Source organism: Malikia granosa, from assembly GCF_002980595.1.
GTDB lineage: Bacteria > Pseudomonadota > Gammaproteobacteria > Burkholderiales > Burkholderiaceae_C > Malikia > Malikia granosa.
Map to the genome: position 1 here is coordinate 14,753 of NZ_PVLQ01000088.1, position 23,804 is coordinate 38,556.

A 23,804-nucleotide genomic window follows, 5' to 3' on the forward strand; every position below is an offset into this window, starting at 1 on the left:
GTGAAATATTTTAGCCCGGCTATTTACTTTTTTGGATAGCCCGGCTATATTTCACTCCATGCCGCAGCGAAAGCGAGCGGCAAGGGCCAACGGATCGACGTGCAGCCCGGCAGGCCCAGCGGCATGCAGCGGATCTTTCACAAGTCACAGAACAGACGGGATTACTTGGGCGCAGTCGTGAGATGAGGCCCCGCTCCCACACACCGGCCAGCGGATGAAGGGCCGAAAACAGCCAAGCCATGAGCCCGGCACACACGTAGCGATCCTGCGCGTGCCGCATGGCGAGGCTGTCCTGCAAAGGACGCCAGTCGCACAGGAAGTTCGAAGAGCCTGTGGACGCCCAGGATGGCGGGTAATCCTGGGCACCAGGCCTGACAGGTCGCACCGGGTAGCCCAGTAGGCGTTGCAACACACGCCGAGGGGCGAAGGGCGAAACCGGCAGGCCGAAAACCCGAGCGCCTTGGATCAGGGGGCTGGGGTTTTCAACCAGAAAGAACTCGCATGAGCATCACGTTCCCGATCCCCGTGACAGCGCGCGCCATGCTGCTGGGGCGGCCAGGCATTGCGCTGCTGGTGGATCTTCCGACCTTTGAGGATGAACTGTGGCTGCCGCTGCTGGCCGATGGCAAGCACGAGCGCGACAGCGACCCGATCCTCGGCTACCTGCTGCTGCGTCGCTGTGTCACGCAGCGAGCGGGCCTAACCACCTACACAGTAGCGGCCATGCGTCCTCCGCATGATCCACCGCCCAATCCAGCAGCTTTTCGGACACTTTTTCAATGGCCTTCGCCGGAAGACTGCGCAGCGCTTGCGCAACGCGAGAGCGCTCTTCGGGGTTGACGGATTCCAGCGCTTCGACCTTGGAGGCCAGCAGCTCGGCCCACTGAGCCGCATCGAAGCGCACCGTCACGACGCCCAGGATAGCCGTCAGACCACCGTCATCGGCCAGGAAGTCCAGGCCAGCCGGGGTGATGAGGTGCTCGTGCATATCGTAAAAGCCGTTGTCGCCGAGCATCTTTCGGCGACGAAATCCGCTGACGACCAGGCCGTGTCCATCCAGGTAGCGCGAGTTGATCAGTAGAGCCCGTTCATCAGCGGTGACGGCCTGCATGGCTGTCGTCAGGTTGTAAACCCCCTCTGGGTAGGCAGCAGCAAGGGTCTGCAGGATTTTCAGCTGCAGTTCACGGTCAAGCATCAAACTTCCTTTCAGTTGTGACAAACCAAAGGATACAGCGCCCCCTTGGAAGCGCTTGAAAGATGGGTGACAGCCCGGAAAGACGGGCAAAACCCGAGCGTTTTCCAACGAGGGTGCTCGGGTTTTTCAACCAGTAGAGACCAGCACGAAATGAATCGACTTCTTTATCAACTGGACGATGACGTGGTGATCACGGCATCCGGTGAGCGCGGACAGGTTATTGGCCGGGCCGAATACACCAACAGCTCCAACAACTACCTGGTGCGCTACAAGTGCGCCGATGGTCGCGCCGTCGAACAGTGGTGGCAGGAGGATGCCTTGGAGCTGTGGCGACCGAAGGATGCCCTGGAGGGGCGCGCATGAGCACCCGCATCTACGTGGTCACCGACCAGGAATCCCAGGCCAAGCGCCTGATCCGCGCGTCCAGCCAGGCACAGGCTATCCGTCATGTGGCGCAATCGCGCTTCGATATCCAGGCCGCCAGCCAGGACGACCTGGTCAAGTTGCTGGCAGCCGGCCAGGCCGTGGAATCGGCCACGCAGGCCACCGAGCCCGAAACGGCCACCTGACCAGCCCAGACACCCCGGAGAGACGGGGACCACCCAGGAAATGCCCTGGCGCCGACCGGCTGGATGGGCCAGCAGGCGGAGATATGTGTTCCGCCAGGGCGTTTCCCGGGTGGTGCATCCACCACCGATCCAACCTCCCTGCCCTGTCGCCACGACGGGGATTTGCCCGCCAGCTGCCACGACGCACTGGCGGGCTTTTTTTCTACCCACCCCAGGAGTCACCCATGAATGTCACGCCTGCCCGCAGCTACCGCTGCACCTACCACCCACGGGACGCCTACGGTGGCACCCAGCTGTCCGAATCCGGCGTGCTACCCGTCATCCAAGTCAAAGCCGGCAGCGCCGAGCACGCGCTGCGTTCCGCCGCAGCAATCACTGGCTGCGCGATCGAGTCGGTCGAGCGCGTGGAAGACGCGGAGGTTGCAGCGTGAATCGTGGCCTGCTGCGCAGCGCACGCCGCCTGCAGTCGATCGCATCCGCCTTGACCGGCTATACCGCCTTCCTGGTCGTGCTGGTGTCGGCAGGCATCGGCATCGCGCTTGTCCTGGCACCGCACATCCCCCAGGTATCCCAGCCATGAACAGCCTACCCGTGCCGCCGGCGACCCTGCGCGCCTTGGCCGCCCTGGCCCTGCTGCTGGGGCTGGCTTGCGCGGTGGTCAACGGCTGGTTCTTTGCCTTGGGCCTTGACCGTCTGGAACCAGACGCCACGGTGCGCGCGCCGCTGCTGCTGGCCGGCTGGTTGATGGTTGCGACCGAACATGTCGCGGTCGGACTGGCCGCGCTGCTGCCGGTGGCGGCCTTCGCTGGCCTGCGCCGCCGGCTGATGTGGCTTGGCCTGGCCCTGCTGGCGTTCGAGTGCATGTCAATGTTCGCTGCACAGCGCGCGCTCGAGCACAGCAGCGTGATGGCGACGTCTGCACAGACCTCGCACGCTGCCGGCCTGCGCGCTGCGATCGACAGCCAGCGCGCCACGCTCGAGCAGTTGCGCAGCAACGGCGCGCGCCAATCCGAATCGACCAACGGCTGGCGTCAACACCTGGGCGCCGCCGCGCTGCGCGATTCGCTGGCTGGCCAGCAGCGGCTGCAGGCGCTTGAATCCGAGCTGGCCACGCTGAACAGCGGCATCCGCCCGACGCTGACCGGCGTGCTGGGCGAGTCCGGCGCCACCGCGCTGGCTGCTGCACGTTCGCTGCTGATCGGCGTCATGGGCCTGGTGCTGATGAGCGCGGCGGGGCAGCTGTGGGCAGCAGGTCGCACTGGCCCGACACCGGCAGAGGCGATCAGCCAGCACCCAGGCAGCAGCCCGTCAACACCCACGCCGCAGACGGCGGAACGGCCCGCAAAGCGCCCTGGCGTCGACCAGGCAAGCAGCCAGATTCCGCCGAAGCGCCCCCCGGCACTGCGCGCCAAGGCGCGTGACAGGCCGGAGCACGAAACGCCATGACACCCCATATCAACACGCTCAGCGACTGGGCTGCGGCCCGAGTCTAGCTCCCTACAACATTTCACCAGTCCGCCCCAGCGCGGGCATTTTCACGGCTGCGCGCCACCTCGCCATGACAGAACCCCAACCGAAATCCCACCTCATCATCGGCCTGATCGGCCAGGCCGGCAGCGGAAAAGACTCCGCAGCCCTGCTGTTGCTGCAGCACTGGAAGCTCGCTGGCCATGTGGCGTTCGTCACGTCGTTTGCCGACCCGATACGCGCCATGTGCCGCGAGTTCCTGCTGCATGCCGGCGTCCAGCATCCAGACCGCTACTTGTTCGACCGCGAGCTGAAGGAGACCCTCATCCCCGAGATTGGTGTGAGCTACCGTCACCTGGCGCAGACGCTGGGCACAGAGTGGGGTCAGCAGTGCATCGGTCGCGATGCATGGATACGCGCGCTGGACTATCGGATGAAGACTCACTGCAATCACGGGGGGACGCATTTCGTCGTGCCCGACGTGCGGTTCACGTTCGAGGCCGACTGGCTGTGCAGCCAGGGCGGCGTGATCTGGCGCATCGAGCGCCCGGGGGTGGTGCCGGTACGCGCGCATGTCAGCGAGTCGGAGTCAACACATATCAGCAGCCATCGCGTGATCCTGAACGACGGCACGCTAACCGACCTGGCGCAGACGGTGGGTTTCGAGCTGACCCGGCTCAAGCACGAACGGGGGCTGGCATGAGCAGCTCTGCCACCCAGCTGACGCTGCGGCAGCGCATCGAGACTACCTTGTTGCTGCACCCTGGCCGTGGCGTAGCGCTGACGCGGCTGTATGAGCTGCTGCCAGGCGCTGCCACTACACAGGTGCGACAGCGTCTAAAAGACCTGACGAAAGCTGGCCGGGTGATCCGCCACGGCACCATCCGCTACCCAACCTACCAGCTGGTGCGCGCGGGCGACCCGCTGCACCGACCAGCTGCCGCATCGGTTGCGCCGGCGCATTCGCAGCACGGCCAGCCGAAAGACCAGACCGCCGCCAGGCCGTCCAGCATGACCTGGCCGGACGCGGTGCAGGTGCAGCACCTATTGACCAGCGTTCGAAGCGTTCCGTTCAGCGGCATCGACTGGGCCGCAGCCATGTCGCGTCCTGGGTGCCAGGACCATCTGCTGGTGCCATCGAGGCGCGGTGACGTGCGGGTGCAGCACCGCGGGCCAATGGGCATTTGCGGGGCGCGCAAGCACCAGAATCAAACCGAGCGAGGCCAACCATGAACCTGATTTTCAAGAGGCAAGCAATATGAACACCGCATTCCTGCTGATGGCCCAGTACGATGGCAAGGCGATCATTCCAATTAAAGATGTGTGCCGAGACTATTTCGCTCCGCTAACAGTCGAAAACTTGAAGCTCAAGATCGCCACCGGAGAAATCCGGCTACCGCTGGTGCGAATGGAAAAATCCCAAAAGACAGCGCGTGGCGTGCACCTGCAGGACCTGGCCGAATTCCTGGATGCCCGGCGCGCGGATGCCATCAAAGAGGCTCGGCAGTTGCAGGCAACCGGGAGCAGCCTGCGAGCCACCTGACAGCCTTTACTGCGGCTTGCCTGTTAGCGGCTGACAGCGTTCCAGCCACTTCCAGCCGGCGTACTTGTCGCCGGTCTGCTCCAGGTGCGAGTAGCGCTTGAGCGAACTCCAGGTGCGATGTCCCGACACCGATGCAGCCTGAGGAATGGTGAATCCCATCTCGAAAAGACGGCTGATGGCTTCATGACGCAGGTCGTGGAAATGCAGGTCCTCGATACCCAGGATGTCACAGGCGCGCGTGAAGGACGTGCTGACGCTTTTGCTGTTGACGGGGAATATAGGGCCCTTCGCCCCCGGCTTCATCCGCCGCCTGACCAGCGACAGCGCATGGTCGGGCAGCACGACGCGCACATCGTTGCCCACCTTCTCCCCAGGGTGCTTCATGTCACGCACCAACACCTGTCCCAGCTTGTCGTTGAAGTCCTCCCAGGTGATCTCGGTGATCTCCTCCTGTCTGCGCGAAGAGAACAGCGCAAACAGGATCAGATCCACCATCGGTAGCGGGCGCTTTCCCGGCGAGCGTGCGCGCCGATACTCGTAGTCGGTGAAGTAGTCCAGCAGGCGCTCCAGTTCGTCCAGTGTCGGGCGCCTGGTTCGCTGCTTTGACTTTCCGATCAGGCCCATGCGCTCGGCGGCCACCCTGGCCTCCTGCATGACGGATGACTCGATCGGGTATCGCCACACTGGCTTGGCCAGTGTCACCACGGCTGAAAGGTGGGCCAGGTAGTTATGCCTGGTCGATGGCTTGCTGTTGAGCGCCTGCAGCCACTGCACCACGGCTGCGCTGTCAACCTGCGAGCACTTGAGCTGGGCGAATTCTGTTTTCTGGATGGTTTGCAGGACCTGGGTCTTGGTGCGGCCGTAGTCACGCTCGGCCTCCTCGATGTACCGACCGATTAGCTTGTCGATGGTCGGATCTTCGCCCTTGAGCTTTTCCATGGCTCCTGGCACAGCAAGCTCGGTCTCGCGCTTCTTGATCCAGGCTTGCGCTGCCTGCTGGCGATCGAAGGTTTGTGTCTCGGCGTGGACGACTGCGCCGCCCTGCTTGATGCGAACCCTGGCAAGGTAGCCGGTCGTTCCATCCTTGCGCTTGCGTGGTGTAATGGTGCCCATGCCCGGCTCCCTGGTGGTACATGAAATTTTTGTGGCTCTAAATGTACCACTCACGTACCAAAAACTAGGCAAAATCAGCCAAAACCAAGCTCAACCAGGCAGCCCAAGAGATCAAGTAAAGCCATGAATTTAGAACAGAAATCAGACTTTTCAAGGGGTTGGCGTATGAGTGTCGCGCCGATGCTCGATTGGTCGGACAAGCATTGCCGCTACCTGCACCGCCTGATCACCAAGCACACGCGGCTCTATACCGAGATGGTCACGACCGGCGCGCTCACCCATGGCGACCCGCGCCGCCACCTGCGCTTCGACGAGACCGAGCATCCGGTCGCGCTGCAGCTCGGCGGCAGCGACCCGGCCGAGCTGGCGAAATGCGCGCAACTGGGCCAGGACTGGGGCTATGACGAGATCAACCTCAACTGCGGCTGCCCGAGCGACCGTGTCCAGCGCGGCGCCTTCGGTGCCTGCCTGATGAACGAGCCCGGCCTGGTAGCCGATGGCGTCAAGGCCATGCGCGACAAGGTCGACATTCCCGTCACGGTCAAGCACCGCATCGGCATCGACAAGATCGAGAGCTACGACTTCGTCGCCGATTTCGTCGGCCGCGTCAGCGAGGCCGGCTGCGAGGTCTTCATCGTGCATGCGCGCAACGCCTGGCTGCAGGGCCTGAGCCCGAAGGAAAACCGCGAGATCCCGCCGCTGCGCTACGACCTGGCCTGGCAGCTCAAGCGGGATTTTCCCCAGCTCACCATCGCGGTCAACGGCGGCCTCAAGACCCCTGAGCAGTTCGACGAGCAGCTGCAGCATGTCGACGGCGTGATGGTCGGGCGCGAAGCCTACTACAACCCCTGGATCATGCAGGACTGGGACCAGCGCTACTACGGCGGCTCGGCCTGCGCGCTGAGCCAGGACGAGATCGAGCTCGCGATGGTGGACTACATGGAACGCGAGGCGGTCGAGGATGGCACGCCCTGGTATGCGATCGCGCGCCACATGCTCGGCATGCGCCACGGCCAGCGCGGTGCGCGGCGCTGGCGCCAGGTCTGGAGCAACCACAAGCTCAAGCCCCTGCCTGCGCGCGAGGTCTGGGCCCAGGCCCGGGCCGTGCTGCTCGAGGACCAGCTCAAGGCCGGGGACTCAGCTTCGGCCTGACGGCCTGGCCGGCAATCAGCCGAGCCGGATCGCGTCGCCCTGGCGATCGAAGGGCAGGAAGTTGCCGATCTGGCCGGCCTTGATCGCGGCGACCATCTGCTCCAGAGGATTTTGCGCCGACTCGCTCGACGGTGGCTGGCCGTTGCGGCCCGACAGGCTGGCGGCAAAGACCACCACCCAGTCCGGGCAGAAGGGCCGGGACTCGGCCTCGAAGGCAGCGAAAGACCCCAGCTCGGCCGGCAGCCGGTCGACACAGGCCACGGGGACCAGCGCGCCACCCTGGCCGGCCTCGAAGGCGGCCTGTTGCTCGGGAGTCGCATCGTCGGGCAGCTCGGACTGGGCCAGCACGAACAGCAGGCGCTGGGGTTGCGGCTGCTGCTGCGCGGCTTGCAGCAAGGCGTCGAAGGTGGTGATGTTCATGCGGTGATCTTTCGCTCTCAGTCGGTCAGTATCTGACCGTCATGTTCGACATAGGGGGCATAAGGTCCGGTCCCGGTATGGGTGGACGAGGCAGCCGGCACGAAGGCGCCCTGCTGGGCATCGAACACATGGACGGCACCGTCCTCGATCACGTAATGCCAGCCATGCAGGGTCAGGTGCCCGGCCTCGACCTCGCGTCGCACCATCGGATAGTCCATCAGGCGCTCGAGCTGGAGCACGATCGAGCGCTCCTCGGTACGCCGGCAGGCCTCGGGGCTGGCCTGCACCGGAAGCACCGCGTCCTGCGCCAGCTCGAGCCAGCTCTTGAGCGCGCGTGCCTCGTCCGGTACCCCATCGTAGCAGGCCCGGATCGCGCCGCAATGGCTGTGGCCGCAGACGATGATGCGCTCGACCTTGAGCGCAAGCACCGCGTACTCGACCGCCGCCATCGTGCCGTGCTGGCCGCGCGAGCCGTCGTAGGGCGGCACCAGCGCGCCGACGTTGCGCACGATGAACAGCTCGCCCGGCCCGGCCCCCGTCAGCAGATAAGGCACCAGGCGCGAGTCGGAGCAGCCAATGAACAGGGTCTTGGGATGCTGGCCCTGGGCCACCAGGTCCTGGAAGCGCTGCTGGTGCAGCGGAAAATAGTCGGATTGGAAACGCCGCAGCCGCAGCAGCAGTTCGTCGTCTTCTGCGCGGCTTGGCATCACTGCACCAGGGGCGTGTCGGCGCCCTCGAGTTCGAGTCCGACGATCTCGGCCTGGCCGACCAGCAGCAGCATGTACTGGCGCCAGGCGGTCGCGCGCGAGCGCAGCTCCAGCTGGGCCGCGATGCTGTCGCGCACGGCCTCGAACTCGAGCTGGCGGCCCTTGCGCCGCTCCAGCAGCTCGATGATGTGCAAGCCGTAGCGGGTATGGACCAGGCGCGGATGCAGGCCGATGCCGAAGCCCGGCTCGGACTGGAAGAACAGCGCCTGCGCCAGTTCGGGCGCGCAGTCGCGCGGACCGATCCAGCCCAGGTCGCCGCCCTGGGCGCCGGACGGACAGTTCGACAGCTCGGCCGCGAGCTGCTCGAAGCGGCCAGCCGGGGCATCCTTGCGCGTGAGTTCGAGCAAGGCAGCCTCGGCGCGCTGCGCCAGCTTCTGCACGTCGACCCCGGGCGTGACCGCGAACAGGATATGGCGCAGATGGACCGCCTGGTCGATCACGTGCTGCGACTTGTTGGCCGCATAGTGGCGCAAGCAAGCTTCCTCGCTCGGCTCGGGCAGCAGGACCTCGCGCTCGAGCATGGCCTCGATCGCCTCCCGCTCGGCAGCACCGAGCTCGGGCGCCAAGCTGACGGCCTGCTCGGGCAGGCAGCCCAGCCGCACCGCCTGCTGGCGCAGCAGCTCGGCATAGGCCCGCTCGCGCAGTGCGTCAGGCGCTGGCTGCTCGCCCGGGGCATGCAGGGCGATACCGTTGACGCTGGCCGGAACCGATTCCATGGCCGCCGCTGCCGGCAGCGCTGCTGCAGCGGAACTGCCACAGCCGCAAGAAGTGCCGCAACCGGTCTGTTCGATGGGATTCATGGCAAGCTCCTGAAGCGGCGCATCAGCGCGAGTTGCCGGGAACGCCCAGGCGACGGTTGCGCACGACCTGGTAGGGGCGAGCGACATAGGCCAGGGTACCGAAGCCGCTCCAGACATGGACCAGGCGGGTGAACGGGAACACCAGGAAGATGGTCATGCCCAGCGCCATGTGGGTCTGGAAGATCCAGCCGGCGTCGACCAGCAAGTCGGCGGCGCCGCTGCGCAAGGTCACGATGCGCTGCGCCCATTCGGCCAGCTTGAGCATCATGCTGCCGTCCAGGTGCTGGGCCGACAGCGGGATCGTCGCCAGACCCAGCGCCAGCTGGGCCCAGAGCAGCCACAGCAGCACGATGTCGCTGGTCCTGGAGTTGGCGCGGATGCGCGCGTCGGACAGGCGACGGTGCAGCAGGATGCTGACACCGATGAAGCCGAGCAGGCCGGCCGCACCGCCCGAGACCATGGCGACCAGCTGCTTGTTGCCGGCGCTAATGAAGGGCTCGTAGATGAAATGCGGCGTCAGCATGCCGAAGCTGTGGCCGAAGAACAGGAACAGCACCCCGATGTGGAACAGGTTGCTGCCCCAGCGCAACTGGCCGGCGCGCAGCAGCTGGGACGAGTCGCTCTTCCAGCTGTACTGATCGCGGTCGAAGCGCAGCAGGCTGCCGAGCAGGAACACGGCCAGGCAAATGTAGGGATAGATGTTGAACAGGAAGTGGTGCAGCGAGTTCATGCCGACGCTCCTTGAACGGTGGAGGGGGAAGACTTGACGATACGAATCGGCTGGACCGCGCCGGGCTTGGCCTGGCCGGCGCTGCTGCAGCCGTCGAAGGCCTCGGGCTCGGCCCAGCTCTCGTCGAGCTCGGGCTCGGGCGCGACCGGCACCGGCTCGGCCTTCTCGCCGGCCAGGTCCAGCACCGCCGCCAGCACGCTGGCGTAGGGGCTCTGGCGCTTGAGCAGCGCGCTGAAGACCACGCGCACGATATGCGCGATCTCGCCCAGGAACTCGCGCGCCTGCAGCGCGGGCTGGGTCGAGGCGAACTCGAGCAGCACCGGCAGGTGATCGGGCAGCTCGTCGTCGCCCAGCAGCAGGCCGGCCTGCTCGTAGGTCTGGATCAGGTCGATCATGGCCGGGCCGCGGTCGCGCGAGTCGCCATGCACATGCTCGAACAGGTGCAGCGAGGTGCTGTGGCCGCGGTCGAACAGCTCGACATAGTCGCTCTCGATGCGCAGCGGATCGAGCGAGCCCAGGCGCAGCAGCAGGGCATCGAGCTCGGCCAGGCGCGAGGCGCCGAGCGCGCGCTCGGCATGCAGCGCCTCGCTGAGTTCGCCCAGATGGGCGCGCAGCTCGGCGTCGGGGTAGCGCAGCAGGTGGGCCAGCACGCGCAGCGTGTGCACGGCCGGCACGGGGCGGGAGTTGAAGATCGACATCTCAGGCTCCCAGCTTGATCGGGATGGTGCGCTTCTTCGGGCTGCCGAACAGGCTCAGCTCGGTCTCGCCGTCGGAGCAGCCGTTGCCGAAGCTGAAGCCGCAGCCGCCGCGCACGTCGAAGGCGTTCTCGGCGTACTCGCGGTGCGAGCTCGGGATCACGAAGCGGTCCTCGTAGTTGGCGATCGCCATGGTGCGGTACATGTCCTCGACCTCGGCCACGCTGAGCTGTGCCTGGTCGAGCACTTCCTGGTTCACCACGCCGTCGACATGCTTGCTGCGCTGGTAGGCGCGCATCGCCAGCATGCGCTCGAGCGCGCGCGCGACCGGCACGGTGTCGCCGGCCGTCAGCAGGTTGGCCAGGTACTTGAGCGGAATGCGCAGCTGGCTGACATCCGGGATCTCGCCGTTGATACCGATGCGCCCGGCATTGGCGGCAGCCGTGATCGGCGACAGCGGCGGCACATACCAGACCATGGGTAGGGTGCGGTATTCCGGGTGCAGCGGCAGCGCCACCTTCCACTCGACCGCCATCTTGTAGACCGGGCTCTGGCGGGCCGACTCCATCCAGCTGTCGGGGATGCCGTCGGCGCGGGCCTGGGCGATCACCTGCGGGTCGTTCGGGTCCAGGAAGATGTCGAGCTGGGCCTGGTACAGGTCGGTTTCCTTCTCGACGCTGGCGGCCTCGGCGATTCGGTCGGCGTCATAGAGCAGCACGCCGAGGTAGCGGATGCGGCCGACGCAGGTCTCGGAGCAGACCGTCGGCTGGCCGGCCTCGATGCGCGGGTAGCAGAAGATGCATTTCTCGGCCTTGCCGCTCTTCCAGTTGTAGTAGATCTTCTTGTACGGGCAGCCCGAGACGCACATGCGCCAGCCGCGGCACTTGTCCTGGTCGATCAGCACGATGCCGTCTTCCTCGCGCTTGTAGATCGAGCCCGAGGGGCAGGAGGCGACGCAGGCCGGGTTCAGGCAATGCTCGCACAGGCGCGGCAGGTACATCATGAAGGTGTTCTCGAACTCACCCACCATGGCCTTCTGCGCCGCCTCGAAGCCGTCGAAGTTGCTGTCCTTGGCGCGCTTGGCGAATTCGCCGCCCAGGATCTCCTCCCAGTTCGGGCCCCACTCGATCTTCTCCATGCGCTGGCCCGTGATCAGGCTGCGCGGGCGCGCGGTCGGCACGGCCTTCATCTCGGGCGCCGACTTCAGGTGCTCGTAGTCGAAGGTGAAGGGCTCGTAGTAGTCGTCGATCTGCGGCAGGTTGGGGTTGGCGAAGATCTTCATCAGCAGCGACCATTTGCCGCCCTGGCGCGGCTGCAGGCTGCCGTCGGCCCTGCGGGTCCAGCCGCCGTTCCACTTGTCCTGGTTTTCCCATTCCTTCGGGTAGCCGATGCCGGGCTTGGACTCGACGTTGTTGAACCAGGCATATTCGACGCCGGGGCGGCTGGTCCAGACGTTCTTGCAGGTCACCGAGCAGGTGTGGCAACCAATGCACTTGTCCAGGTTCAGCACCATGCCGATCTGTGCGCGTACTTTCATGTGTTTCTCCTGTTCCGATCGGGCATTCAGTGGCCAGCGCCACTGGCGAGGGCGCCGGCGGGCTCTTCGAGCCAGTCGACCCGGTTCATCTTGCGCACCACGACGAACTCGTCGCGGTTGGTGCCGATGGTGCCGTAGTAGTTGAAGCCGTAGCTCAGCTGGGCGTAGCCGCCGATCATGTGGGTCGGCTTGAGCACGATGCGGGTCACCGAGTTGTGGATGCCGCCGCGCGCGCCGGTGATCTCGGAGCCCGGGGTGTTGATGATCTTCTCCTGCGAGTGGTACATCATGGTCATGCCGGGCTTGACGCGCTGGCTGACCACCGCACGGCCGACGATGGCGCCGTTGGTGTTGAACAACTCGATCCAGTCGTTGTCGACGATGCCGGCCTTGGCCGCGTCATCCTCGCTGAGCCAGATCACGGTGCCGCCCCGGTTCAGCGTCAGCATGTGCAGGTTGTCGCTGTAGGTCGAGTGGATGCCCCATTTCTGGTGCGGCGTGATGAAGTTGAGCTGGATCTCGGGGTTGCCGTTGGACTTGATCTGCAGGCCGTTGGTGGTCTTGAGGTCGACCGGCGGCCGGTAGCTGCCAAAGCCCTCGCCGAAAGCGATCATCCAGGGGTGATCCTGGTAGAACTGCTGCCGACCGGTCAGCGTGCGCCACGGGATGTACTCGTGCACGTTGGTGTAGCCGGCGTTGTAGCTGACCGTCTCGCTCTCGATGCCGCTCCAGGTCGGCGAGGAGATGATCTTGCGCGGCTGCGCCTGGATGTCGCGGTAGCGGATCTTCTCGTCCTCGCGGTAGAGCGCCAGGTGCACGTGGTCGCGGCCGGTGGCCTTGCTCTGCGCCTCCCAGGCCTTGACCGCGACATGGCCATTGGTCTCGGGCGCCAGCTGCAGGATCACCTCGCAGGCGTCGATGTCGGTGACGATCCTGGGCATGCCCTGGGTCACGCCCTCCTCCTGGGTCACGCCGTTGAGCTGGCCCAGCTGGGTGACCTCGAGCTCGGTCTTCCAGGCGATGCCCTTGCCGCCGTTGCCCAGCTTGTTCATCAGCGGGCCCAGGGCGGTGAAGCGCTTGAAGGTGTTCGGGTAGTCGCGCTCGACCACCGTGACCTGTGGTGCGGTCTTGCCCGGTACCAGCTCGCACTCGCCCTTCTTCCAGTCCTGCACGCCAAACGGCTGCGCCAACTCGGCCGGGGTGTCATGCATCAGCGGACTCAGCACGACCTCCTTCTCGACCCCGAGGTGGCCGACGCAGACCTCGGAGAAGGCCTTGGCGAAGCCCTTGTAGATCTCCCAGTCGCTCCTGGCCTGCCAGACCGGGTCCACCGCTGCCGACAGCGGGTGGATGAAGGGGTGCATGTCGCTGGTGTTGAGGTCGTTCTTCTCGTACCAGCTGGCGGTGGGCAGCACGATGTCGGAGTAGAGGCAGGTGGTGCTCATGCGGAAGTCGAGCGTGACCAGCAGGTCGAGCTTGCCTTCGGGTGCCTGGGCATGCCACTTGACCTCGGTCGGCTTGGCCTCGTCGGCGCCCAGGTCCTTGCCCTGCACGCCGTTGCTGGTGCCCAGCAGGTGCTTGAGGAAATACTCGTGGCCCTTGCCCGAGGAGCCCAGGATATTGGAGCGCCAGACGAACATGTTGCGCGGCCAGTTCTGCGGTGCATCCGGGTCCTCGCAGCTCATCTGCAGCGAGCCGTCCTTGAGTGCGCGCGCCACATAGTCCTTGGCATCGAGGCCGGCGGCGCTGGCGTCCTTGACCACCTGCATCGGGTGGGTCTTGAGCTGGGGCGCGCTCGGCAGCCAGCCCATGCGCTCGGCACGCACGTTGTAGTCGATCATGCTGCCGCCGAAGGCGGCCTTGTCGGCCAGCGGCGACAGCACCTCCTCGACGCCGAGCTTCTCGTAGCGCCACTGGTCGGTGTGGGCATAGAAGAAGCTGGTGCTGTTCATCTGGCGCGACGGGCGGATCCAGTCGAGCGCGAAGGCCAACGGGGCCCAGCCGGTCTGCGGACGCAGCTTTTCCTGGCCCACGTAATGGGCCCAGCCGCCGCCGCTCTGGCCGATGCAGCCGCACATCATCAGCATGTTGATGACGCCGCGGTAGTTCATGTCGGCGTGGTACCAGTGGTTCATCGCCGCGCCGATGATGACCATGGAGCGACCATGGGTCTTGTCGGCGTTGTCGGCGAACTGGCGCGCCACCGTGATGACCTGGTCGCGCGGCACGCCGGTGATGGCCTCCTGCCAGGCCGGGGTGTAGGGCACGTTGTCGTCGTAGTCGATGGCGCCGCTGCCAAAGCCGCGGTCGACGCCGTACTGCGCCACCTGCAGGTCGAACACGGTGGCGACCAGGGCCGAGCGCGACTCGCCGCCCTGGCCGAGCTCGAGGCGCACGGCCGGCACCTTGGCGCGGTTGATCTCGCCCTGGGCGGCGTTGGCCGGAAAGTTGGGGGTCTCGACGCCGCCGAAATAGGGAAAGGCCACCTCGGCGATCTCGTGCGGCTGGGCGCCGTCCTCGACCACCGACAACTTGAGCTTGACCTCCTGGCCGTTGCGCGCGTCCTTGGACTCGAGGTTCCACTTGGCAAGCTCGCCTTCGGCGAGCTTCTCGCCCCAGCGGAAGCCGATCGAGCCGTTGGGCAGCACCGGATTGCCATGGGTGTCGAAGGCCAGGGTCTTCCACTCGGGGTTGTTGTCCTGGCCGAGCTGGCCGCTGAAGTCGCTGGCGCGCAGGTAGCGGTCGGGCACCAGGGTGCTGCTGCCGTCGGGCAGCCTGTGCTCCTTGAGCATGACCAGCAGCGGCAGGTCGGTGTAGCGGCGCGCGTAGTCGTCGAAGTAGGCGCTGCGGCCCTTGCCGCCGTCCTTGAAGTAGAACTCCTTGAGGATCACATGGCCCATCGCCATCGCCAGCGCGGCGTCGGTGCCCTGCTTCGGGTGCAACCAGAGGTCGGACAGCTTGGCGACCTCGGAGTAGTCGGGCGTGACCGCAACCGTCTTGGTGCCCTTGTAGCGCGCCTCGGTGAAGAAATGCGCATCCGGGGTCCGGGTCTGGGGGATGTTGGAGCCCCAGGCGATGATGAAGTTGGAGTTGTACCAGTCGGCCGACTCGGCCACGTCGGTCTGCTCGCCCCAGATCTGCGGGCTCGACGGCGGCAGGTCGCAGTACCAGTCGTAGAAGCTCATGCAGACGCCGCCGATCAGCGACAGGTAGCGGCTGCCGGCCGCATAGCTGACCATGGACATGGCCGGAATCGGAGAAAAGCCGATGATGCGGTCGGCGCCATGCTTCTTGATGGTGTAGACATTGGCGCTGGCGATCAGCTGGTTGACCTCGTCCCAGCTCGAGCGCACGAAGCCGCCCAGGCCGCGCACCTGCTGGTAGTCGCGCCTTGCCGACTCGTCGTCGGCGATCAGCGCCCAGGCATCGACCGGGGTCTTGGCGACCTTGAGCGCGGCGCGCCAGCGCTCGAGCAGGCGCCCGCGCACCATCGGGTACTTGACCCGGTTGGCGGAATACAGGTACCAGCTGTAGGAAGCACCGCGGGCGCAGCCGCGCGGCTCGTGATTGGGCATGTCCCAGCGCGTGCGCGGATAGTCGGTCTGCTGGGTCTCCCAGGTGACGATGCCGCCCTTGACATAGATCTTCCACGAGCAGCTGCCGGTGCAGTTGACGCCATGGGTCGAGCGCACGATCTTGTCGTGGGCCCAGCGGTTGCGGTAGGCATCTTCCCAGGTGCGGTCTTCGTTGGTGGCGACCCCGTGACGGCCGGAATAGGTTTCCTGCGGCAGCTTGAAGTGCGTCAGACGGTCAAGAAAGTGACTCATGGTGAAGTCCTTGTTCAAGTGAAAAGGGATGGGGACGGAGCGCAGGCGCTCAGGGGTTCTTGATCTCGGAGCCGGCGCGCAGGTAGAACCACCAGTTCAGCACCAGGCACAGGGCATAGAAGACGGCAAAGCCATACATCGCGACCTGCGGCGTGCCGGCCTTGATCTGGTCGCCGATCACGACCGGCGCGACGAAGGCACCGTAGGCAGCGATGGCCGAGGTCCAGCCCAGCACCGGGCCGGCCTGCTGGCGATCGAAGATCATGGCGATGGTGCGGAAGGTCGAGCCGTTGCCGATGCCGCTGGCGGTGAACAGCAGCACGAACAGCAGCATGAAGGGCAGGAAATACTGCTCGGGCGTGGCCGACTGGTAGGCCTGCAGCATCACGTAGCCGACCGCGACCGAGGCCAGCGCCATCACGACCGAGATCACCTGGGTCACGATCGAGCCGCCGAGCTTGTCCGAGATCCAGCCGCCGACCGGACGCACCGCGGCGCCGATGAAGGGGCCGATCCAGGCATAGGTCAGCGCCGAGGGAGCGTTGGGGTTCTTCAGCGTGTGCTGCATCACGCCAGCGGCGTCAGGCAGGTGGCTGATGCCGAAGATCACCGTGATCGACAGCGGCAGCGCCATCGAGAAGCCGATGAAGGAGCCGAAGGTCACGATGTAGAGCGCGGTCATCGACCAGGTGTGCTTGTTGCCGAAGATCGCGAACTGCTTGGCGATGTTGTCCTTCATGGTGCCGAAGGCGGTGAACTTCATCAGCATCAGGGTGCTCACGATGATCAGCGGCATCACCAGCCACATGCTCAGCAGACCGAGTCCGGTCGGCTTGGGCAGATACAGATAGAGGCCGATGCCCGCTGGCAGGAAGGACAGGGTGTAGAGCCAGATGATCTTGAGGAAGGCCGCGATCGTGCTGCCGATGTTGGGCGAAACCGAAGTCAGGTTGTTCATGCCGAAGAAGCACAGCGCCGACAGCGGGATCAGCGACAGCAGCCAGGCGAAGCCCGCGTTCTGGATCCAGGTCGGGGTGCCGGCGACGATCTTGCCCAGGATCCAGCCGCTGTCCTTGACCAGCGTCATCGGCTCGCCGCCCAGGCCACCGAACAGGCTCACCGTCATGACCAGCGGGATCACGATCTGCATCGTCGTGACGCCGAAGTTGCCCAGGCCGGCGTTCAGGCCCAGCGCCGTGCCCTGCAGGCGCTTGGGGAAGAAGGTGCCGATGTTGGCCATCGAGGAGGCAAAGTTGCCGCCGCCCACGCCCGACCAGAGCGCCATCAGCTGGAATACCCAGAGCGGCCACTCGGGATGCTGCAGCGCGATGCCGGTGCCCAGCGCGGGTGCCAGCAGCATGGCCGTGGTCAGGAAGATGGTGTTGCGCCCACCCGCCAGCCGGACCAGGAAGGAAGCCGGGATGCGCATGGTGGCGCCGGCCAGGCCGGCGATCGCGGTCAGCGAGAACAGCTCGTCCTTGCTGAACGGAAAGCCCAGATTGAGCATCTGCACCGTGATGATGCCCCACATGCCCCAGATCGCGAAGCCGCACAGCAGTGCCGGCACCGAGATCCAGAGGTTGCGGTAGGCGGTGCGCTTGCCGCTGGCGTTCCAGAAGGCATCGTCTTCGGGGCGCCAATCCGTGATGTCGGCGCTTGAGGTCTGCTTGGAGTTCATGTTTGCCTCGAAAAATTCCACTCAGGACTTGCTCGGACTGCCACTGCTGCTGGACTTGCCGAGCAGCGGCAACTGGCGCACTTCGGTCAGGTACATCCAGATCAGCGAGACCCAGACCACGCCGTACATCAGCATGAAGGCGCTCGAGCGGATGCCGGTCAGGTCCATCAGCAGGCCGAACATGATCGGCAGGATGAAGCCACCCAGGCCGCCAGCCAGGCCGACGATGCCGCTGATGGTGCCGATGTTGCCGGGGTAGTCGTCGCTGATGTACTTGAAGACGCTGGCCTTGCCGAAGGCCATGGCCACGCCGAGCACCCCCATCAGGGCGGTGAAGGCATAGACATTGAGGCCGATGTGGAAGGTGGTCGGACCGTTGACGGTCAGGACCGTGAAGTCGGTCTGCGGGTAGGACAGCAGGAACAGGCAGATCCAGCACACCCACATCACCCACCAGGTCACGCTGTGGGCGCCGTACTTGTCGGACAGCAAGCCGCCGATCGCACGCAGCACGCCGCCGGGCAGCGAGAAGCAGGCGGCCAGCAGCGCGGCAATGCGGATGTCGAGGCCGTATTCGCCGACGTAGTACTGCACCATCCAGAGCGAGAGCGCGACATAGCCGCCGAAGACGATGCTGTAGTACTGGCAGTACTTGAGCACCTTGGGGTCCTTGAGCGCCTTGAGCTGGTCGGTGAACTTGACGTTGCTGGGCACCCGGTGCGACGGGTCGCTGTGGCTGAAGAGCCAGAACAGCACCAGCGTGCCGAGCATGATCGCCGCATAGACCTGGGGCACCATGGCCCAGCCGAAGGCCACCAGCAGCACCGGGGCGACGAACTTGTTGACCGCGGCGCCCGAGTTGCCCGCACCGTAGACCCCCATCGCCATGCCCTGGCGGTTCTTCGGGAACCAGCGCGCCACATAGGGGGTGCCGACCGAGAAGGCGCCACCGGCCAGGCCGACGAACAGGCCGATCACGATGAAATGCCAATACGCGCTGGCGTAACTCATGAGCCAGATCGCCGGCACCGTGACCGCCATCAGGCAGGCCATCACGATGCGGCCGCCATACTTGTCGGTCCAGATGCCCAGCGGCACACGCACCAGCGAGCCGGTCAGCACCGGCATCGCCGTCAGCAGGCCGAACTCGGTCGCGTTGAGACCCAGCATCTTGCGGATCGGAATGCCGATCACGCCGAACATCATCCAGACCATGAAGCAGACGGTGAAGGCCAGGGTGCTGACGATCAGCACCGACCAGGCCTGCCGTTTATGCTGCGGATCGTTGTTCATGAAACCTCCTGCCATTGATTACCATTTCCATCAATGTACAAGAGGGTTGCAGGTTTGGCTATCCTCCTGATAGCCTGCAACTGGCAGGCAGAAATGACTGCCAACCGGCCTCACCCCCTCCTTTGGAACTACTACCAGCCAGGCGATCCCACGATGACCACGCACAACTTTCCGGGCTTCAGCAGCCCGTCGGCCAGCACCGAAGCGCCGCTCGAGATGCTGGCGGCCTGCCATGGCCGGGTCGAGCAGCAATGCCGGACCCTGCTGCGACTGCCGCCCCATCTGCAGGCCCATGGCGCCGACGAATCGGCGCGCCAGGCGGCACGCGCAGTGATGCGCTACTTCGACACCGCGGCCCAGGATCACCATGCCGACGAGGAGCAGGACCTGTTTCCGGCCCTGCTGGCCGTCAGGATGGAATCGGCAGACGAAGCGCTGCGGCTGCGCGATCTGACCCAGGCCCTGGTGGCCGACCACCAGCGCATCGGCGGCCTGTGGCGCGAGCTGCGCCAGACGCTGGCGGCCGTGGCCGAGGCGCAGGCCATAGAGCTCCCGCTCGAGCCGGTGCAGGCATTCGTCGCCGCCTACCGACGCCACATCGAACTGGAGGAAGGCGAATTGCTGCCGCTGGCAGCGCGACTGCTGTCGCAGGCCGACATCGGCCGCATCGGGGCGGCGATGCGGCAGCGGCGCGGGATCGCCGCGATCGACTGAACAGGGCCGAGGCGACTGCCTCGTCCGGCCGCGGCAGGCCTCAGGTCCAGCCGCGCTCGGTCGCGTAGACCGCGGCGTGCACGCGGTTGCTCAAGTCGAGCTTGCGCAGGATATGCTGGACATGGATCTTGACCGTGGTCTCGGCGATGTCGAGCTCGCGCGCGATCAGCTTGTTGCTCGCGCCATGGGCGATCAGGCGCAGGATCTCGCCCTCGCGCGGGGACAGGCTGTGGATCGGGTCGTTGCCGGCGACGCGGGCCCTCGAAGTCGCGGCCGCCTGCTCCTGGGGCGGGCTCCCTGCCTGGGCAACGGCCGCCTGGGCGGGACTGGCGCGCAGCAGGCCGACCAGCTTGCCCATCATCTCGGGGCTGATGACCGAGTCGCCGTCCCAGATCCTGGCGATCGAGTTGGCCAGCGCCTCGGTGTCTATGGTCTTGAGCAGGTAGCCGTCGGCGCCCGCGCGCAGGCCTGCGGCCAGGTCCTCCTCGTTCTCGCTGACGGTCAGCATGACGACGCGCGCCTGCGGTGCGGCTGCCTTGAGGCTACCGATCGCATCGATGCCGCTGACACCCGGCAAGTGGTTGTCGAGCAGGATCACGTCGGGCTGGAGCCGACTGGCGCTGCGCTGGGCCTCGCCGGCATCGGCTGCCTCGCCCACCACGCTGAAGCGGCTGTCCTGCGCCAGCAAGGCGATCAGGCCGCGGCGAAAAAGGTTGTGGTCGTCGACCACCAGCAGTCTTATCGGTGTCATCCCGGATTCCATGGTCATTGGGGCAATGTCAACAGGACTTCGGTGCCCCGGCCCGGCGTCGAAGCCAGCCTGACCTCGGCGCCGACGCCAGCCGCGCGCTCGCGCATGATCTGCAGGCCGAAGCTGGTGCCGGCGCCATCGACCGCGGCGGCATCGAAGCCGCGGCCATTGTCGCGCACCGAGAAGCTCCAGGGCGGCCCCTTGACCACCTTGACCCAGACTTCGCTGGCCTGGGCATGCTTGCGCACATTGGACAGGGCCTCCTGCACCACATGCAGCACCTGCAACTGCACGTCCGAGTGCAGCGCCACGCCATGGCCGCTGAGCTCCAGATGGGCCTTGAGGCCGCTCTGGTGCTCGAACTTGTTGAGCGTGCTGCGCAGGGCCTGCTCGATGTCGTCGCTGTGGCCGCGGGTGCGGAAATGCACCAGCAGCTCGCGCACGTCCTGCAGACCCTCCTTGACGCCGGCGTCGAGCTCGTTGAGGCTTTGCAGCATCTGCTCGCGGTCGCCGCGCAGCACGGCCGAGCGCAGCAGGCTGAGCTGGATCTTCATGAAGGCCAGCGACTGCGCGATCGAGTCGTGCAGCTCGCGCGCGATCATGGCGCGCTCCTCGCTGACGGCGGCCTCGCGCACCAGAGCTTCGGTGCGCAGGTTCTCCACCGCATTGGCCAGATGACCGGCCAGCGTGTCGAACAGGCCCTGCTCCTCGCTGGTCAGGCTGGCCTGGCTGCGATAGAACAGGTCGAGCTCGCCGAGCACGCGCTGCTGCAGCCGGATCGGCACGCTGACCAGCGAGGAATAGCCGGCCTTGATGCAGCCGCCGAGCAACCTGTCGTCGGCCGGGATGATCGGGATGACCCGGGTGCGGGCATTGGCCATCGGCTGGCCGCAGGCGCAGGTGCCCGGCTCCAGGCAACGTTCCTCGTCGACCAGCTCCTGCGGCAGGCAGTCGCTGGCCAGCATCAGGTAGCGCTGGCTGGCCTCGTCGGACCAGCGCACGGCGACCGCGTCGGCATTGGCCAGCCGGCGCATCTTCTGCGCAAAACCCTGCGCCAGCGCCTCGAGCGTGTCGGCTTCGGTCAGGAAATTGCTGACCTCGTAGAGCGCCGCGAGCCGGGCGCGCTGGGCCTCGAGGTCACGGGTCTTGTCGCGCACCTTGGCCTCCAGCCCGTCGTAGAGCGAGCGCAGCCTGCCGGTCATGTGGTTGAAGCCGGCGGCGACCTCGCCGAATTCGTCGGGGGCCTGCTCGTCGAGCCGGACCGTGAAATCCCCCTCTTCCACCTGGCGCAAACCCTTGCGTAGCCGTTGTAGCGGATCTATCACATACAGATAGCCGACATAGAGGGTGAAGACGGCCGCCACCACCGCCAGCCCCATCATGAAGAACTGGAACAGGTTCAGGATCGCGGTCAGGCGGGTCATCTTGCCCTCGATCGCGAACACCAGCTGCTCGACCTCGAACACGAAGCGGTCGACCAGTTGCGTGAGCACTTGCGCATCGGCCGCTGGCGCTGTCTGCCAGTAGGGCTGCAGCGTCTGCCAGGACTGGCTCAGTGCGGCAAAACTGGTCGTGGCAGGCTCGTCCCAGGGCACGAAGAGCGGGCGCGACTTGTCGCCCCGGTGCAGCAACTCGATGCTGGCATTCATCTGGCCGACCAGTTGCCGGATCTCGTCCTCGCTGCGGCCGCCCTGGCGCGCGCTCACGAGCCGCCAGGCCTGCATGCGCAGGCGTCCGGCCTCGTTGACCGCCGCCGCACCGCCGTCGAGCTGGCGCGTGACCCACATCGTCATGCCGATCGAGATCAGCGCGAGCAGCAGCAGGGACAGCCCCAGCAGCAGGAACTTGAAGGACAGTTGACCGCGCCAGCGCATCGGGATGGAACCTGCTTCAGGAGAAATGGGATGCACCCCGGCAGCGGCCAAGGCATGGGATGAGGAGCCTGGATTGTGCGGCAAGACCGGCCGGCCCGTCGATCCACCCAGAGGAGTAGCCAGGATCGACCCTAGTTCTTTCGGACGAGGCCCGCCAGCCGGGCGGCACTGCTGGACGGGATCGCCCGGGCTGGCCCCGACCACAAGGGTGATTGCCAGGCCGGCCGGCATCGGCGACAGTAGCGCCATGTCGATCCCACCAGAATCCCATGGCAGCGAAGCGGATGGCGATGCCGCAATCGCGGCGCAATGGACCCGGGTGCTGCTGCAGCAGCGCCGCACCACCCTGCCCAAGCGCCTGCAAGGCCCCGGGCCTGATCCGGCGCAGCAGGCCGAGATCCTGGCCGCCGCCGCGGCAGCGCCAGACCATGGCCAGCTGCTGCCCTGGCGCTTCATCGAGGTGCCGCAGTCGCAGCGCGCCAGCCTGGGCGAGGCCTTCGCCGCCGCCCTGCTCGAGCGCGATGGCCAGGCCGATGAGTCAGCGCTGGAGCAGGCGCGCGAAAAGGCCTATCGCGCGCCCTGGCTGCTGCTGGCGGTCGCCCGGCTGCGCGGCGACGATGCCGCCATTCCCGCCGGCGAGCGCCTGCTGTCGACCGGTTGCGCGATCCAGAACATGCTGCTGCTTGCCACTGCGATGGGGCTGGGCTCGGGGCTGACCAGCGGCAAGGCGCTGCAGTCCGGAGCCTTGCGCCGACTGTTCGGACTGCAGCCGGACGAGCAGGCACTGTGCTTCGTCAGCGTCGGCCATGTCGGCCAGGCGCGCAAGCCCAGGGAGCGGCCCCCGGTGAGCGCCTATTTCTCCCGGCTGGGTGATGCAGGAAGCGACCAGGGCGCGTCATCGACCTGATCGCAAGCCACGGTTTTCTGGCTGCACAGCCCTTTACCTCCTTGCCGTGCCGGTTCTAGACTGGCAATCTTGACATCAGGGAGGTGGCAGATGACTGATTTCGGCACCGTGCTGAAGGACTCGCTGGCGGCAGCGGGCCAGGCGAAGATTAACCAAGCGCGGGCCTTGGCCATGGTGGGCAGCAGCGCGGCGGACAAGGCACAGCAGCTCGCGCACGGCGTGGTCGATCTGCTGCAAGCGAGCGGCGAACACCAGCTGCAAGCCAAGCTGGTCGATGCGGAAGCTGGGGTCCTGATGGCGCGCAAGGTGGGGGCTGTGGGAGTGGTGGGTGCGACCGCAGTAGCTGCTGTCGGCACAGCCGCTGCAGGAGCGCTTGCCTACGGCAGGCGTAGCAACAACCAGCAGATGCGGGCGTTCAGCAAGGAGTTGGAACAGCGCTTCATTCCGCATCGCCTGGCTGGACAGCCTTGCCTGCCCTGCCTGGACCAGAGTTCAGGCCAGGCGCGCCGGCTTCGGATTGAGAAACGCCAGCGCCTGATCCTGCATGGCGAGCGCAGCCCGGACCCTGCTGTGCGCGAAGCGGCCAAACGGTTGCAGGACGACATGCACGCGGTCGAATTGGCGCGGCTGTCGGACAACAGCTACGCCCAGTTCGACCCGAAGGCAGGACCACAGCAGAAGAAGCCGCCGGAACCTTGGCAGGCGATGACGGAAGAACAAGCCAAAGAATTGAAGATTGATACGTCTTTACCAGGCCGTTGAAAAATACACC

Annotated in this window: 25 protein-coding genes; 12 read left to right on the plus strand and 13 right to left on the minus strand. The window is 65.9% G+C overall.

The annotated features are described in order from the left end of the window. Positions 1-682 precede the first annotated feature (682 nt). Positions 683-1,195: a hypothetical protein gene (locus C6P64_RS15935; protein ID WP_105749525.1), complete on the minus strand. Its 513-nt coding sequence runs from the start codon at positions 1,193-1,195 to the stop codon at positions 683-685. A 150-nt stretch (positions 1,196-1,345) separates the two neighbouring features. On the opposite strand from C6P64_RS15935, the gene C6P64_RS15940 reads away from it, so the two are divergent. From C6P64_RS15940 to C6P64_RS15970, 8 genes are all read left to right on the plus strand, one after another. Beyond that, on the plus strand, positions 1,346-1,558 hold the full coding sequence (locus C6P64_RS15940; RefSeq protein ID WP_105749526.1) for a hypothetical protein: 213 nt from the start codon (positions 1,346-1,348) through the stop codon (positions 1,556-1,558). Then, positions 1,555-1,764, plus strand: coding sequence for a hypothetical protein (locus C6P64_RS15945; protein WP_105749527.1), 210 nt, complete (start codon positions 1,555-1,557; stop codon positions 1,762-1,764). The genes C6P64_RS15940 and C6P64_RS15945 overlap by 4 nt, the downstream gene beginning before the upstream one ends. A gap of 224 nt (positions 1,765-1,988) precedes the next feature. Further along, positions 1,989-2,195, plus strand: coding sequence for a hypothetical protein (locus tag C6P64_RS15950; protein WP_105749528.1), 207 nt, complete (start codon positions 1,989-1,991; stop codon positions 2,193-2,195). Continuing rightward, positions 2,192-2,344, plus strand: a complete 153-nt coding sequence (locus C6P64_RS18270) for a hypothetical protein (protein WP_170073129.1) — start codon at positions 2,192-2,194, stop codon at positions 2,342-2,344. The genes C6P64_RS15950 and C6P64_RS18270 overlap by 4 nt, the downstream gene beginning before the upstream one ends. Next, entirely contained in the window at positions 2,341-3,210 is an 870-nt protein-coding gene (locus tag C6P64_RS15955) for a hypothetical protein (protein WP_105749529.1), read from the plus strand. The genes C6P64_RS18270 and C6P64_RS15955 overlap by 4 nt, the downstream gene beginning before the upstream one ends. Before the next feature lie 112 nt (positions 3,211-3,322). Further along, positions 3,323-3,934: a deoxynucleotide monophosphate kinase family protein gene (locus tag C6P64_RS15960; RefSeq protein WP_105749530.1), complete on the plus strand. Its 612-nt coding sequence runs from the start codon at positions 3,323-3,325 to the stop codon at positions 3,932-3,934. Continuing rightward, positions 3,931-4,464 carry a hypothetical protein gene (locus tag C6P64_RS15965; RefSeq protein ID WP_105749531.1) on the plus strand — a complete coding sequence of 178 codons (534 nt, stop codon included), beginning with the start codon at positions 3,931-3,933 and terminating at the stop codon, positions 4,462-4,464. The genes C6P64_RS15960 and C6P64_RS15965 overlap by 4 nt, the downstream gene beginning before the upstream one ends. A 25-nt stretch (positions 4,465-4,489) precedes the next feature. Continuing rightward, on the plus strand, positions 4,490-4,774 hold the full coding sequence (locus tag C6P64_RS15970; RefSeq protein ID WP_105749532.1) for a pyocin activator PrtN family protein: 285 nt from the start codon (positions 4,490-4,492) through the stop codon (positions 4,772-4,774). Positions 4,775-4,780: 6 nt separating this feature from the next. On the opposite strand, the gene C6P64_RS15975 is transcribed toward C6P64_RS15970, so the two are convergent. Further along, on the minus strand, positions 4,781-5,887 hold the full coding sequence (locus tag C6P64_RS15975; protein ID WP_105749533.1) for a site-specific integrase: 1,107 nt from the start codon (positions 5,885-5,887) through the stop codon (positions 4,781-4,783). A 165-nt stretch (positions 5,888-6,052) separates the two neighbouring features. Between C6P64_RS15975 and dusA the strand changes: the two genes are divergently transcribed. Beyond that, positions 6,053-7,039, plus strand: coding sequence for a tRNA dihydrouridine(20/20a) synthase DusA (dusA, locus tag C6P64_RS15980; RefSeq protein ID WP_245911764.1), 987 nt, complete (start codon positions 6,053-6,055; stop codon positions 7,037-7,039). A gap of 15 nt (positions 7,040-7,054) precedes the next feature. Here the strand turns inward: dusA and C6P64_RS15985 are convergent, their stop codons facing one another. From C6P64_RS15985 to C6P64_RS16025, 9 genes are read right to left on the minus strand one after another with little or no spacing between them, the layout of a single operon-like run. Further along, complete coding sequence (locus C6P64_RS15985; RefSeq protein ID WP_105749535.1) at positions 7,055-7,459, minus strand: ribonucleotide reductase subunit alpha; 405 nt, start codon at positions 7,457-7,459, stop codon at positions 7,055-7,057. Positions 7,460-7,476: 17 nt separating this feature from the next. After that, complete coding sequence (locus tag C6P64_RS15990; RefSeq protein ID WP_105749536.1) at positions 7,477-8,166, minus strand: carbonic anhydrase; 690 nt, start codon at positions 8,164-8,166, stop codon at positions 7,477-7,479. Continuing rightward, positions 8,166-9,026: a peptidylprolyl isomerase gene (locus C6P64_RS15995; RefSeq protein WP_211296869.1), complete on the minus strand. Its 861-nt coding sequence runs from the start codon at positions 9,024-9,026 to the stop codon at positions 8,166-8,168. The genes C6P64_RS15990 and C6P64_RS15995 overlap by 1 nt, the downstream gene beginning before the upstream one ends. A gap of 22 nt (positions 9,027-9,048) precedes the next feature. Next, positions 9,049-9,756, minus strand: a complete 708-nt coding sequence (gene narI / locus C6P64_RS16000) for a respiratory nitrate reductase subunit gamma (protein WP_105749537.1) — start codon at positions 9,754-9,756, stop codon at positions 9,049-9,051. Continuing rightward, positions 9,753-10,454: a nitrate reductase molybdenum cofactor assembly chaperone gene (gene narJ, locus C6P64_RS16005; RefSeq protein ID WP_105749538.1), complete on the minus strand. Its 702-nt coding sequence runs from the start codon at positions 10,452-10,454 to the stop codon at positions 9,753-9,755. The genes narI and narJ overlap by 4 nt, the downstream gene beginning before the upstream one ends. Position 10,455: 1 nt before the next feature. Continuing rightward, positions 10,456-11,988 carry a nitrate reductase subunit beta gene (gene narH, locus C6P64_RS16010; protein ID WP_105749539.1) on the minus strand — a complete coding sequence of 511 codons (1,533 nt, stop codon included), beginning with the start codon at positions 11,986-11,988 and terminating at the stop codon, positions 10,456-10,458. 26 nt (positions 11,989-12,014) lie between these two features. Next, on the minus strand, positions 12,015-15,815 hold the full coding sequence (locus tag C6P64_RS16015) for a nitrate reductase subunit alpha (protein WP_105749548.1): 3,801 nt from the start codon (positions 15,813-15,815) through the stop codon (positions 12,015-12,017). 49 nt (positions 15,816-15,864) lie between these two features. Beyond that, entirely contained in the window at positions 15,865-17,493 is a 1,629-nt protein-coding gene (locus C6P64_RS16020; RefSeq protein ID WP_105749549.1) for an MFS transporter, read from the minus strand. Positions 17,494-17,514: 21 nt separating this feature from the next. Beyond that, positions 17,515-18,786, minus strand: a complete 1,272-nt coding sequence (locus C6P64_RS16025; RefSeq protein ID WP_211296870.1) for an MFS transporter — start codon at positions 18,784-18,786, stop codon at positions 17,515-17,517. 153 nt (positions 18,787-18,939) lie between these two features. Between C6P64_RS16025 and C6P64_RS16030 the strand changes: the two genes are divergently transcribed. Continuing rightward, positions 18,940-19,500, plus strand: coding sequence for a hemerythrin domain-containing protein (locus C6P64_RS16030; protein WP_105749541.1), 561 nt, complete (start codon positions 18,940-18,942; stop codon positions 19,498-19,500). A gap of 40 nt (positions 19,501-19,540) precedes the next feature. On the opposite strand, the gene C6P64_RS16035 is transcribed toward C6P64_RS16030, so the two are convergent. Further along, a complete protein-coding gene (locus tag C6P64_RS16035) occupies positions 19,541-20,251 on the minus strand; it encodes a response regulator (protein WP_105749550.1) in 711 nt (236 codons plus the stop codon). Positions 20,252-20,265: 14 nt separating this feature from the next. Further along, positions 20,266-22,125, minus strand: a complete 1,860-nt coding sequence (locus tag C6P64_RS16040) for a type IV pili methyl-accepting chemotaxis transducer N-terminal domain-containing protein (protein ID WP_105749542.1) — start codon at positions 22,123-22,125, stop codon at positions 20,266-20,268. Between the two features lie 247 nt (positions 22,126-22,372). Between C6P64_RS16040 and C6P64_RS16045 the strand changes: the two genes are divergently transcribed. Both C6P64_RS16045 and C6P64_RS16050 read left to right on the plus strand, forming a co-directional pair. Next, positions 22,373-23,032 (plus strand): nitroreductase family protein, encoded by a 660-nt coding sequence (locus C6P64_RS16045; RefSeq protein WP_105749543.1) that lies wholly within the window; start codon positions 22,373-22,375, stop codon positions 23,030-23,032. 90 nt (positions 23,033-23,122) lie between these two features. Next, on the plus strand, positions 23,123-23,794 hold the full coding sequence (locus C6P64_RS16050; protein WP_105749544.1) for a hypothetical protein: 672 nt from the start codon (positions 23,123-23,125) through the stop codon (positions 23,792-23,794). Positions 23,795-23,804 lie beyond the last annotated feature (10 nt).